We start from the raw sequence: 13,336 nt of genomic DNA, 5'->3' as shown, positions 1-13,336 counted from the left end.
CACTATATAATTTTAATATCTAGATTTTTAAAAGCTTTCAGTAATTCATCATCGGGGTTTAATTCGGTAATCATTGTATTAATAGAATTTATATCACATGTTTTGTATCGATGTTGAGAATTGAGCTTTTCAGAAATAGACAAAAGCACGGTTTTTTTTGAAGCTTTTATTACCGCTTTTTTTATTTGAACAATATCCCAATCAAACTCCGTTAAGCCAAAAGTAGCATCAACATAACCAGTACCAATAAAACTATAGTCGAAACGTATTTCAGATATATGGTGAATGGCATTTGCACCAATAGAAATTTGAGCCTCTTTTGAAATTTGCCCTCCAATAGAAATAACATTGATATTGGCTTTATGAGAAAGTTCCATTGCCACAGGTAAACTAATAGTAAAACACGTAAGGTTTAAATTTTCTGGTATAATCCTGGCAAGTTCCATACATGTTGTACCACCATCAAGAAAAATAACGGCACCATCTCTCAACATACTTACCGCCTTAAGTGCAATTGCGGCTTTATCTTCTAACTTATATATATTGGTATTTCTGGCACTATTGGTCATGTACCCCATTGAAATAGCACCACCATGAACTTTACGAAGCTTATTCTCTGCATCTAACTCCTTTACATCTCTCCTAATAGTGTCAATAGATACATCTAAAGCTTCCGCAATATCAGTAATAAGAATTCTATTATGCAAATCAACTTCGTTTAATATCGTCTGTTGACGTTCTTCCTTTAACATTTAAAAGCAACTTTTATACTTGTGAATAACACAAAGATAGCGAATTTTATCACATGCCGTTTTATGACGTTAATGTAATGTAAACATAAATTAAAGATTAATTAACAGCACAATACAGCATTATTTCTTGCAAAAAACAGCAAATATTTAAAATAACGCATATATTTGCATGAATTAAAAACCTAAAAATTTCATCATAGACTTATGAAAAATGCCGTAAAAGACTCCAAAATCGACATCACCCACAAACCCATTGGTCAGTTTGAAGAAACAAGATTCGAAAAAATTCACAATGTAATTTTTCAAGATTCCAATGAAGCTTCCATTCAAGTTGCTCATGAAATAGCTGCCTTAATTAAAAAGAGACAAGGTCAAAAAAGAAATTGTGTCTTAGGTTTAGCTACTGGATCTTCACCAATTAGAGTCTATGAAGAATTGGTACGCATGCACAAAGAAGAAGGTCTGAGCTTTAAAAATGTAATTACCTTTAATTTAGATGAGTATTTGCCAATGGAGCCAAATAACATTCAAAGTTATTTCTACTTCATGCATGAGCATCTTTTTAATCATGTAGATATTCCTGAAAAAAATATACATATACCAGACGGTACCGTAAGTATTGACAAAACTACGGCCTATTGTTTAAGTTATGAACGAAAAATTAAAGAACACGGCGGACTAGATTTTCAATTATTAGGAATTGGTAGAACAGGTCACGTAGGTTTCAATGAACCAGGTTCACACTTTAATTCAGGAACAAGAGTAATTACGTTAGATCATATTACTCGTGTAGATGCCGCTCCGTCATTTTTAGGAATCGATAATGTACCTAGAAAAGCGATTACTATGGGTATTTCTACAGTAAGAAAAGCTAAGCGTATTGTTTTATTAGGCTGGGGTCAAAATAAAGCGGACATTATAAAGAAAACAATTGAAGGTGAAATTTCTTCACATGTACCTGCAACTTATTTACAGGAACATGACAACTGTACTTTTGTATTGGACACAGGTGCAGGAAGCGAATTAACAAGAAACAAAACTCCGTGGTTAGTTGATGCATGCAAATGGACCGAAGAATTAAGATCAAAAGCCATAGTTTGGCTTTGTGAAAATACTGGTAAAACCATTTTAAGCTTAACCGATAAGGATTATAATGACAATGGAATGGCAGATCTTCTGGCAACGGAAGACGCTTATGATTTGAACATAAAAATGTTCAATAAACTGCAACATACCATTACCGGATGGCCAGGTGGTAAGCCAAATGCCGATGATACGCATAGACCGGAAAGAGCCAAACCTGCCAAAAAACGTGTAATCATATTTAGTCCTCACCCAGATGATGATGTAATATCTATGGGCGGTACTTTTGACAGGTTAGTTGAACAAGGTCATGATGTACATATCGTTTACCAGACTTCTGGAAATATTGCGGTTTCTGATACAGACGCTAGAAAATATGCGGAAATAGCGATGCAGATAAATCCATCCGATGCGGCTAAAAACATCATTGAATCAATTTCTGATAAAAACGAAACCCGAATAGATTCACCAGAAGTTAGAAATTTAAAAGGGAAAATTAGACGTGGAGAGTCATATGCAGCTACAAGATATATGGGGCTACAAGATGAAAATGTACATTTCTTAGACTTGCCTTTCTACGAAACTGGTACTATCAAGAAAAAGAATTTATCTGATGAGGATATAGCAATTGTAATAGACATCATCAAGGAGATTAAACCCCATCAAATTTATGCAGCAGGAGATTTGGCAGATCCACACGGTACGCACAAAGTGTGTTTAGATGCTATTTTCGCTGCATGTGATAAGATAAAATTAGAAGATTTCATGAAAGATTGCTGGTTATGGTTGTATAGAGGTGCATGGCACGAGTGGGATATCAATGAAATTGAAATGGCCGTACCGATGAGTCCAGGGCAAGTTCTGAAAAAACGGTATGCTATTTTCTGTCACCAATCTCAAAAAGATGGTGTAATGTTTCAAGGAGACGATTCTAGAGAATTTTGGATGCGAGCAGAAGAAAGAAATCGCGATACTGCCAATAAATATAAAGCTATGGGCTTATCCTCATATGCTGCAATCGAGGCCTTTGTAAGACATAAATTTAACTAACAACAAAATTGAATTAAAAGGCCTATTTTTAATAATAAAATAGGCCTTTTTACTATTTATGACAAAACAACTCGCCCTTCTAGCTCTAATACTACTTTTTAATTCTTGCGGAATTTTCAAATCTTACGAAAAACATCCTAAAAGAGAATTTAGAGGTGTATGGATTGCTACCGTGGTCAATATAGATTGGCCTAAAAACGGTAATGACACTTCTGAAAAACAAAAAGCAGATTATCTTAAAATTCTAGATTTTTATGAAAAGGAAAATTACAACGCAGTAATTGTACAAGTTCGTGCTGCCGGTGATGCTTTTTATGATTCTGAGTATGCACCATGGTCCAGATTTTTAACCGGAGAAGAAGGTACTCCTCCAAAATGGAATACAGATGTTCTAGAATGGATGATATCTGAAGCTCACCAAAGAGGCATGGAGTTTCACGCATGGTTGAATCCTTACCGGGCTACTTTTGATGAGAATTTTGAGGTGCTGGCAGAAACCCATGATTATTGCACACATCCAGAATGGATAGTACATTATGGCAAAAAGAATTATTACAACCCAGGGTTACCCCAGGTGCAAAAACATTTTTCGAACATTATAACTGAATTAGTATCCAACTACGATGTAGATGCAATACATTTTGATGATTACTTCTATCCGTACAAAATAAAAGATGCCATTTTCAATGATTCATTAGCATTTGAAACTTATGCTCAAAACAATCAAAGTATTGATGATTGGCGACGAAGCAATATTGATTCATTGGTAAAACAATCTCATGAAACTATTAAAGCTATCAAACCATGGGTACAGTTTGGTATTAGTCCGTTCGGAGTTTGGAAAAATAATTCAACAGACCCAAAAGGTTCAGATACTAAAGCAGGACAAACCACCTATGAAGATTTATACGCAGACCCATTGTTATGGATGGAAAAAGGTTGGATAGATTACTTGGCTCCACAGGTCTATTGGAGTATGGATTTACCGGTTGCTTCACATAGAAAAATTGTAGACTGGTGGTCAAAAAACAATTTTGACACCAACCTCTATGTTGGCAATGGTCCTTACAAAATTAGAAATAACAGTGACGAAGCTTGGAATGACAGTAAAGAGTTACCAATGCAGTTAGAACTTGCTCGAGAAACACCACAGATTCAAGGTAACATTATGTTCAGTGCAAAATCTTTAATGACCGAAAAAGATGACGTTGTAGAATATATAAACAAGAAATATTACAAACTACCTGCGCTGAACCCTATATCATCTTTAGCTAAAAATCATAGTATTATTAAACCTCAACTTATAAATACGACTAAAGAAGGCGATGAAGTAATATTTGAGTTCGATGATTTGAAAAGTATGCGTTACATGCTCATCTATTCATCTGGCAGAAAGGTGAAGGAAGAATATCCCATTAAAAAACTAGTGACTAAAGTTTTAATAAACTCCAACTCAAATTCAATTCGCATACCTAAATCAGATTTCAAAAAGACATATTACAGTATTAGCTTTATTGATTTGTATGCTGTGGAAACAATACCAACTGTAATTAACTTAAAGAATATTCCTTAAAATGGTTCAAAAAGATAAAGGAGCTTGGGCTTGGGTGCCTGTTCTATACTTTACACAAGGCTTACCTTATGTACTGGTTGTCACGGTATCTGTAATTATGTACAAGAAACTAGGCGTCAGCAACGAAGATATTGGTCTTTATACCAGTCTTTTGTATTTACCTTGGGTTTTAAAACCTTTATGGAGTCCGTTCGTAGATTTAAAAAGCACCAAACGGAAATGGTTTTTAGCAATGCAATTGTTAATCGCTATTTCACTATTAGGCGTTGGCTTAACACTGCCAACCAATATGTTTTTTATATCATCATTAGCCTGTTTTTGGATGGCTGCTTTCGCCTCTGCAACCAATGATATAGCATCAGACGGATATTACATGTTAGGTCTTACAGAAAAGAAGCAATCTTTCTTCGTTGGTATGCGAAGTACTTTCTACAGGCTGGCAATGGTTACAGGCGAAGGATTAATTGTTGTATTGGCCGGTTTCTTAGAAAATAAATACGGAGACAATACCAAGGCTTGGAGCATAACCATGTCAGCAGCAGCTTTTCTAATGTTGATAATGACTGTAGCCAACTTTTTTGTTACTCCAAAATACGAATCTGAAAATATTGAGGATAAGGAAAAACCAGCTGGATTTCTTGAAGTGTTTTCTTCATTTTTCAAGAAACCAGGTATTGGTATTGCCCTAGCCTTTATTTTAACCTACCGATTAGGGGAATCACAATTAGTAAAGATGGCATCACCATTTCTTTTGGATACACCCGATAAAGGAGGATTAGGGTATTCAACAGAACAATTAGGAACTATATTTGGTACAGCGGGAGTAATTTTCCTTTCAATTGGAGGTATTTTAGGAGGTATTTTAATTTCACGGGACGGACTAAAAAAATGGATGCTACCCATGGTTCTTTCGCTGAATTTACCCAATATTCTATACGCAGTGTTAGCAGCCACAGATACCACCAATATTTATGCGGTTACAGCAACCGTCATATTTGAGAAATTTGGATATGGATTTGGCTTTGCAGCTTTTTTAATGTACCTCATTTACATAGCAGATGGTAAATCTAAAACATCACATTATGCCATTGCAACTGGTTTTATGGCATTAGGTATGATGCTACCAGGCATGATCAGTGGTTACATACAACAATGGCTAGGCTATGATGGCTTTTTTGTTTGGGTAGTTATTGCTGCCTTACCTGCTTTATTATTATTAAAATTCATTTCTTATCCGGCAGATTTCGGTAAAAAAACAACAGTACCTAATGAGTAATAGTATATCTACTAAAGAAGCTATAGAAACACTTTCCCTATCCGAAAAGGTTGGACAACTTTTTATGCCAGCAGCCTTTATCAATGATACGGAAGAAGAAATACAACAACTTGAAAAACTGATTTCAGAACAACATGTTGTCGGACTCTGTTTTTTTCATTCCAGAGCAAGTGCGGCAACCAATTTTGAAGGCAAGAAAAAAATCGTTGTCAACGAAAACAGTTTTGATACATTAAAAAATCTTATCAAGAGATATCAAAAAGCGGCTACCTACCCCCTACTTATTTCCATTGATGCTGAATGGGGATTAGCCATGCGCATAGAAAACACACCACAATATCCTTATGCTATTACTTTAGGAGCAAATACTAAGAATATTGATTTAGTATATGAAGTTGGGAAACAAATAGCCAAAGATTGTAAGGCAGCAGGTATACACTGGAATCTCGCTCCTGTTGTCGACATCAATATAAATCCGAATAATCCTGTAATTGGCTATCGCTCTTTTGGTGATGACAAGCACAATGTGGTCGCAATGGCAACTGCATTTGTAAAAGGTACACAAAGCGAAGGTGTACTTACAAGCATAAAACATTTTCCCGGTCATGGAGATACGGCTACAGATTCTCATTTAGGGCTACCGGTTATAGAAAAAAGCAAAGCAGAACTTTTAGAAAATGAATTATATCCTTTTCAAAAATTAGTTGAAGAAGGTGTTGATTCTGTTATGGCAGGACACCTTTCTGTACCCTCATTAACAACTGACTCCAAATTGCCATCAAGTATCAATAAAGATATTATTACCGGAGTTTTACGAAATGAAATGGGCTTTGACGGAGTAGTTATTTCCGATGCTTTAAATATGCATGCCGTTTCTAAAAATTACCCTATTAAAGGAGAATTAGAATGGCTGGCATTTAATGCAGGAAACGATGTTTTATGCTTTGCAGAGCATATTGAAGAAGGTATTCAGATGATTTTAAAAAATGCCTCAGAAACCCAAATTAATAAAAGTCTCGAGCGCATCTGGAAGTTAAAAGAAAAAGCCTTTAATGAAGAAAGTACAATTCAAGAATTGACAGACCCAAGTGCTCTGAACAGAAAAATTGCGGATCGTACACTTACTTTACATCATGGCACTGCGGCCGATATTTCAAAATTCAAAGCTACTAATTTCTGCACCTTAACAATAAAGCGTTTTGGAACCGATCAAACCAACCAAGAAATTTTAGTTAACATTTTTGAAATGAGAAATGAAGTTAAAGGTGAGACTGAAATATTGCTACTTTTAACTCCTCCTCAAATAAAACCAACTAATAAATTTGGCTTTCTTCAAGAAGAAATAGACTTTATTAATGAGCTTATAACTTCTAAAAATGTCGTATTCTATCACTTTGGTAACCCGTATGCATTAAAATATTTCAATACAGATAAAACAACCGCTACTGTAATTGTTTATCAGAATTTCAAAGAATTTCAAGATGTGGCAACTGAGCATTTTTTAGGAAACTTCGAAGCAAAAGGAGAATTACCATTTAAACTTGAGAACGGTATATGAATCATTCGGGCTGGTTGAGAGTAATTGCTATTATATTTCCCTATTTTATTTTAGTAGGGTTGTTTCAATTTGCTGGAGCAGTAATTGCCGAGGTACCCTTTAGTAATCCGGAATTTCAAGAATCTACCACTCAGCATTTAATCATTATAACTTTTTCCTTTTTGGGAACCCTGTTGCTAATATGGCTATTCATGAAATTTGTTGACAAAGAACCTTTCATAGAAGTAGGCTTACAAATAAAGAATAAAGGAAAGGATATTGTAATTGGCACCATCCTTGGCTTAACAATAATGTTTTTAGCATATTTAGGACTATCGTTATCAAATGAAATTGTTTTTGATAAACTGAATTTTAATTTTTCTGAATTATTTTATACCACCTTGCTTTTTGTACTTGTAGCTGTTTTAGAAGAAGTATTATTTAGAGGCTATATTTTAAAAAATTTGATGCTATCCTTCAATAAGTATTTAGCATTAACAATATCTGCCGCCCTATTTGCTCTAATGCATGGAGCCAACCCAAACATTAGCTGGTTCAGTTTACTAGGTCTGTTTTTGGCGGGCATGGCATTGGGCGCTTCTTACATTTACACCAAGAATTTATGGTACCCTATTGCATTTCATTTCAGCTGGAACCTATTTCAATCATTATTCGGGTTTAACGTAAGTGGTCAAGATATTTACTCCATTATTGAATTTACAATACCAGTAACCAATAAAATTAACGGGGGTGAATTTGGCTTTGAAGGATCAATTTTTTCACTAGTTACAGAAATGTCATTAGTGTTTTTAGTCATGTATTATTATCAGGTACAAAAGAAAAAACAACCTATCACAAATGAAAATATATAAAATTATTGGTTTAATGTCCGGCACATCTTTAGATGGTCTAGACCTGGCCTACTGTCACATTTGGGAAAAGAAAGGCATATGGGAATTTGAAATCAAAGAAACCAAAAGCGTAGGCTATTCTTCAGAAATGATGAATACTTTGAAAAATGCTATTGACCTATCTGCTGAAAAACTAATTGAACTTCACAATACCTATGGCACATGGCTTGGAGAACAAGCTCTGAACTTTATAATCGATAATAAATTAGAAGTAGACTTTATTGCTAGTCATGGCCACACTACGCACCACCGTCCAGAAATGGGACTTACTTTTCAAGTAGGATCAGGACAACATTTAGCAAATGTAAGTGGCATAAGAGTAATTGCTGATTTCAGAACAAATGATATTGCTCTTGGTGGGCAAGGTGCACCCTTAGTTCCTATAGGTGACCGCATATTTTTTAATGAGTATGATTACTGTTTAAATCTTGGTGGTATTAGCAATATATCTTTTGACGTAAAAGACAAAAGAATAGCCTATGATATTGGTTTAGCTAATATGATATTAAACTACATCACCAGAAAAGTAGATTTAGAGTATGATGAAGACGGTAATCTTGCCCGAAGTGGCCAGGTAAATGCTGAAATGCTTAAAGAATTAAATGGTCTTCAATATTATTTATTACCACATCCAAAATCTATTGGTTACGAATGGTTTTTAGCTGAGGTTGTTCCTATTGTTGAGAATACTGATGATTCTATTGAAAATTTACTTCATACTAGCATTCACCATATATGTGATAAAATAGCACAACAAATTCAACTAAATTTTAAACATAACAAACAACAACTACTAGTAACCGGCGGCGGTGCACTAAACTCTTTCTTGATAGAAACATTACAGCAAAAATTGGGTGACACCACTAAAATAGTAATACCAGAAAAAATCATCATAGAATTTAAAGAAGCCTTGGTATTCGCATTAATGGGCGTTTTAAGATCGGAGCAATTAACAAATGTACTTTCATCTGTTACGGGAGCAAAGAAAGATTCTTCTAGTGGAGTATTGTTCATACCCAATTGAACTTTTTTACCTAATTTACTTGATAATCGAAATTTAAGCATCCAGAGGTTTTCCTCTTTTTTAAATTAATATTTACTTGAAATTATCCTTAGTTCGTACTAAGAATATTCTCTTAATTAAAATAGCATTAAAAATGTCAGAAAAACAAAAGAAAGCAACGGCTTACTGGAAAGAAAATGTAAGGTATCTTTTTATACTATTAACGATTTGGTTCGTAGTATCGTTTGGTGCAGGCATTCTTTTTAAAGATGCTTTAGACTCTATTAGAATTGGAGGTTTTAAACTAGGCTTCTGGTTTGCACAACAAGGGTCTATTTATGTTTTTGTTATTTTAATTTTCGTTTATGTAAGGCTCATGAACAAACTTGATAAGAAATATAACTACAACGAATAACACCAAATATACCAACAACCAAAAAACCAAAACATGAGTGTTCAAACTTGGACTTATATTTTAGTAGGGGTAACTTTTGCCTTATATATCGGAATTGCGATTTGGTCTAGGGCCGGATCAACAAAAGATTTTTATGTTGCCGGCGGCGGTGTGTCACCACTAGCAAATGGCATGGCTACAGCTGCCGATTGGATGTCAGCAGCATCTTTCATTTCAATGGCAGGTATAATTTCTTTTGCTGGCTATGACGGCTCTGTATACCTTATGGGCTGGACAGGAGGTTATGTGCTATTGGCACTTTTGCTTGCCCCATACTTACGTAAATTTGGCAAGTTCACCGTACCTGATTTTATTGGTGATCGTTACTATTCTAAGACAGCACGTATAGTTGCTGTTATTTGCGCCCTGATTGTATCTTTCACATACGTTGCAGGACAAATGCGTGGCGTAGGTGTGGTCTTCTCCAGATTCCTTCAAGTAGACATTAATACAGGAGTAATTATAGGGATGATTATTGTATTATTCTATGCTGTTTTAGGGGGAATGAAAGGTATCACCTATACACAAGTTGCTCAATATTGCGTATTGATTTTTGCTTTTATGGTACCGGCCATATTTATTTCTATACAAATGACCGGAAATCCTATTCCACAGTTAGGCATGGGCTCAACCCTTAATGATGGTTCTGGCACTTTTCTATTAGATAAATTAGACGGACTATCTACAGAACTAGGATTCAATGAGTATACCGATGGATCAAAATCTATTACCGATGTTTTCGCCATTACACTCGCTTTAATGGTTGGCACAGCGGGTTTACCACATGTTATCGTTAGATTCTTTACCGTTAAAAAAGTTAAGGATGCTCGTAAATCTGCCGGGCTAGCGTTACTGTTAATCGCTATTTTATATACCACCGCGCCAGCTGTTTCTGTATTTGCAAAAACCAATTTAATTAATACCGTTAGTAACGAAGAATACTCAAACATGCCCGTTTGGTTTAAAAATTGGGAAGAAACAGGATTATTATCTTTTGATGACAAAAATGAGGATGGTAAAATTCAATATGTAGCTGATAAAAACAAAAATGAACTTACCATTGATAATGACATAATGGTATTGGCCAATCCAGAAATTGCTGATTTACCTGCTTGGGTAATTGCACTAGTAGCAGCAGGCGGACTTGCGGCAGCGCTTTCTACCGCAGCCGGACTTCTATTGGTTATTTCCGCATCAGTTTCTCATGATTTGGTAAAGAAAGTTTTTAAACCTAATATTTCAGATAAAGCAGAACTGTGGGTCGCTAGAGGTGCTGCAACAGTTGCCGTAGTTATTGCAGGCTATTTTGGTATTAATCCGCCAGGCTTTGTAGCAGCGGTTGTGGCATTAGCATTTGGCTTAGCAGCAGCATCATTTTTCCCTGCCATAGTTCTAGGTATATTTTATAAGAAAATGAATAAGGAAGGAGCCATAAGTGGAATGGTAGTAGGTATTATACTTATGCTATTCTACATGACCAAATTTAAATTTGGTTGGTTTGGTGGCGGTACCGCTACAGATTGGTGGTTTGGTATTTCTCCGGAAGGGTTTGGTAGTATCGCCATGATCGCTAACTTTATAGTAGCAATTATTGTATTGCAATTTACCCCAGAGCCACCAGAAGATGTTCAAGAAATTGTAGAAAATATAAGAATACCTAGTGGTGCCGGTGAAGCCACAGGACATTAACACAAACAAATCAACATTTAACAACAACCAAAAGGCAGCAACACCTTTTGCATATTAAATTAACGCATACCATGAGTAATTACCACATTAAACATTTGGAGGAGTATTATCAAGTCTACCGAAAATCGGTTCGTAATCCTGAAGCGTTTTGGGAAGAAATTGCCGAAGAACATTTCGTTTGGCGTAAGCGGTGGGACAATGTTCTAAGTTGGGATTTTAAGAAACCTGAAATAAAATGGTTTGAAGGTGCTAAACTAAATATTACTGAAAATTGTTTAGATCGCCATTTACCAACAAGGGGAGACAAAACAGCAATTATATTTGAACCGAACAATCCAAAAGAAGAAGCACTTCATATAACGTATAGGCAGTTGCACGAGCGAGTTTGTCGTATGGCAAATGTGCTATTGGATCATGGCGTAAAGAAAGGTGACCGTGTTTGCATTTACCTTCCAATGATTCCTGAACTTTCTGTAGCCCTATTGGCATGTGCCCGTATTGGCGCTATTCATTCCGTAGTATTTGCAGGGTTTTCTTCACACGCCTTAGCAACACGTATCAATGATTCTGATTGTAAACTTGTAATTACATCAGATGGTTCGTTTCGTGGTAGCAAATCAATTGACCTTAAAGTAATTGTAGACAAAGCTTTGGAAGGATGCCCAGGAGTTGCAAATGTTTTAGTGGTAAAACGTACGGGAACCAAAATTAATATGGAGCCAGCTAGAGATAAATGGCTACAACCATTGTTAGATGAAGCCTATGCAGATTGTGTTGCCGAAATTATGGATGCTGAAGATCCTTTATTTATTCTATATACTTCAGGTTCTACAGGCACACCTAAAGGAATGGTACATACTACGGCAGGTTATATGGTATATACCGCCTATACCTTCAAAAACGTATTTCAATATAGAGAACATGATGTTTATTGGTGTACAGCAGATATTGGGTGGATAACCGGTCATTCTTATATTGTTTACGGACCGTTAGCTAATGGAGCAACTACATTGATGTTTGAAGGCGTGCCTTCTTATCCAGATTTTGGTCGCTTTTGGGATGTCATTGAAAAACATAAAGTAAATCAGTTTTACACTGCACCAACCGCTATTAGAGCATTAGCAAAGGAAAAGTTAGAATACCTTGAAAAACATGACCTTTCTAGCCTAAAAGTTTTGGGTTCTGTAGGTGAACCTATTAATGAAGAAGCTTGGCATTGGTACAATAACAATGTAGGTAAAAAGAACAGCCCAATTGTTGATACATGGTGGCAAACAGAAACTGGTGGAATTATGATTACACCAATTCCTTACGTTACTCCAACTACCCCAACATACGCTACATTACCTTTTATAGGAATACAACCTGTTCTAATGAATGAAAATGCAAAAGAAATAAAAGGGAATCAAGTAGATGGTCGCTTATGTATTAAATTTCCATGGCCATCTATCGCAAGAACTATTTGGGGCAATCATGACCGCTATAGAGACACGTATTTTACCGCATATGAGAATATGTATTTTACGGGTGATGGTGCCCTAAGAGACGCAGTGGGTTATTACAGAATTACCGGTCGTGTTGATGATGTCATTATTGTATCCGGCCACAACTTAGGAACTGCTCCAATTGAGGACTCTATAAATGAACACCCAGCAGTAGCAGAATCTGCCATTGTTGGTTTTCCACATGACGTTAAAGGAAATGCCCTTTACGGATATGTTATTTTAAAAGAAGTAGGAGAAAGCAGAGATAGAGAAAATCTAAGAAAAGAAATCAACCAACAGATAACCGAACATGTTGGCCCTATTGCCAAGCTAGATAAAATTCAGTTTGTAACCGGGTTACCAAAAACACGTAGTGGTAAAATTATGCGTAGAATTCTACGTAAAATTGCCAGTAACGACACTAGTAATTTAGGTGATACAAGCACATTATTGAATCCGGAGATTGTTCAAGAAATTATAGATAACGCACTATAATTTATCCTTCGATAAAATAATATCTGTAA

The 13,336-nt window shown here is 35.7% G+C and carries 10 protein-coding genes; 9 read left to right on the top strand and 1 reads right to left on the bottom strand.

What is annotated here, in order from left to right:
- Positions 1–2: 2 nt before the first annotated feature.
- On the bottom strand, positions 3–752 hold the full coding sequence (locus BM296_RS14365) for a DeoR/GlpR family DNA-binding transcription regulator (RefSeq protein ID WP_091903958.1): 750 nt from the start codon (positions 750–752) through the stop codon (positions 3–5).
- A 204-nt stretch (positions 753–956) separates the two neighbouring features.
- On the opposite strand from BM296_RS14365, the gene nagB reads away from it, so the two are divergent.
- From nagB to acs, 9 genes are all read left to right on the top strand, one after another.
- The gene (nagB, locus tag BM296_RS14360) at positions 957–2,885 is read left to right on the top strand and encodes a glucosamine-6-phosphate deaminase (protein ID WP_027066451.1); all 1,929 of its coding nucleotides are present in this window, start codon (positions 957–959) and stop codon (positions 2,883–2,885) included.
- A gap of 58 nt (positions 2,886–2,943) precedes the next feature.
- Positions 2,944–4,458: a glycoside hydrolase family 10-like protein gene (locus tag BM296_RS14355; protein WP_091903956.1), complete on the top strand. Its 1,515-nt coding sequence runs from the start codon at positions 2,944–2,946 to the stop codon at positions 4,456–4,458.
- Between the two features lies 1 nt (position 4,459).
- On the top strand, positions 4,460–5,734 hold the full coding sequence (locus tag BM296_RS14350) for an MFS transporter (protein ID WP_091903954.1): 1,275 nt from the start codon (positions 4,460–4,462) through the stop codon (positions 5,732–5,734).
- A complete protein-coding gene (locus BM296_RS14345) occupies positions 5,727–7,292 on the top strand; it encodes a glycoside hydrolase family 3 protein (protein ID WP_091903953.1) in 1,566 nt (521 codons plus the stop codon). The genes BM296_RS14350 and BM296_RS14345 overlap by 8 nt, the downstream gene beginning before the upstream one ends.
- Positions 7,289–8,143 (top strand): CPBP family intramembrane glutamic endopeptidase, encoded by an 855-nt coding sequence (locus BM296_RS14340; protein ID WP_091903951.1) that lies wholly within the window; start codon positions 7,289–7,291, stop codon positions 8,141–8,143. Before BM296_RS14345 ends, BM296_RS14340 begins: the two co-directional genes overlap by 4 nt.
- A complete protein-coding gene (locus BM296_RS14335; protein WP_091903949.1) occupies positions 8,130–9,206 on the top strand; it encodes an anhydro-N-acetylmuramic acid kinase in 1,077 nt (358 codons plus the stop codon). The genes BM296_RS14340 and BM296_RS14335 overlap by 14 nt, the downstream gene beginning before the upstream one ends.
- Before the next feature lie 133 nt (positions 9,207–9,339).
- On the top strand, positions 9,340–9,600 hold the full coding sequence (locus tag BM296_RS14330) for a DUF4212 domain-containing protein (protein WP_027066445.1): 261 nt from the start codon (positions 9,340–9,342) through the stop codon (positions 9,598–9,600).
- Positions 9,601–9,633: 33 nt separating this feature from the next.
- A complete protein-coding gene (locus BM296_RS14325; protein WP_027066444.1) occupies positions 9,634–11,328 on the top strand; it encodes a sodium:solute symporter family protein in 1,695 nt (564 codons plus the stop codon).
- Positions 11,329–11,399: 71 nt separating this feature from the next.
- Positions 11,400–13,307: an acetate--CoA ligase gene (gene acs / locus BM296_RS14320; RefSeq protein ID WP_091903947.1), complete on the top strand. Its 1,908-nt coding sequence runs from the start codon at positions 11,400–11,402 to the stop codon at positions 13,305–13,307.
- Positions 13,308–13,336: the final 29 nt, after the last annotated feature.

The organism is Maribacter stanieri, from assembly GCF_900112245.1.
Classification (GTDB): Bacteria; Bacteroidota; Bacteroidia; order Flavobacteriales; family Flavobacteriaceae; genus Maribacter; species Maribacter stanieri.
Note: the sequence above shows the minus strand (reverse complement) of the source record. Positions and strands in the feature narration are given on the sequence as shown.